Here is a 604-nt window from a genome sequence, read left to right as displayed (position 1 = left end):
TGTCAGCACGCGGCCGGCGGCGTCGTACGTGTAGCCCTGCTGGTCCACCTGCGCCAGGCCGCTGGCGCTGCTGAGCTTGTCCACGATCGAGGTCACGCGGTCGGCGTGGTCGTAGGAGAAGGCCGCCTGGGCCTGCTTCGTCCCGAGGGACCAGGTCTGGGTGGTGAGGCGATCGCCCGAATCGTAGGACCGCGCCACCTGCGTCTGGGCCGTGCCGCCGAAGGACTGGGTGATCGTGGTCAGCCGCAAGGCATTGTCGTAGACGTAGGTCGTCAGGCCCTGGCCCGCGCCGCCGGAGCCGGAGAGATTGTCGGTCAGGCTGGTGAGATCACCGGAGGAGTCATATCCGTAAGTCAGCGTCAGCGACGGCATCCCGCTGCCGGATTCCGCGGATGTCAGCAAGCGGCCGTCGTTGTCGTAGGTCAGGGTGACGGTGCTGTTCGAATCCGTGATGCTAGTGAGCTGGCCCGCGTTGTCGTAGTTGCGGGTGATCGTGTTCGAGCCGCCGACCCACGTCTCGGCCTTCAGGCGTCCGATCGGATCATACGTGAATGTGGTCTGGCGACCGTTGGGATCGGTCTTCGAGGTGACCTGGCCCTCGGCG

At 66.2% G+C, this 604-nt stretch carries 1 pseudogene; it reads right to left on the bottom strand.

Features of this window, described 5'->3' with window-relative positions:
* Nucleotides 1–604, bottom strand: a pseudogene (locus G6O54_RS37020) (YD repeat-containing protein); the annotation flags it as partial.

The sequence above is a fragment of the Aquisphaera insulae genome, from assembly GCF_011064615.1.
GTDB lineage: Bacteria > Planctomycetota > Planctomycetia > Isosphaerales > Isosphaeraceae > Aquisphaera > Aquisphaera insulae.
This window is presented reverse-complemented; position numbering and strand designations above follow the sequence as displayed.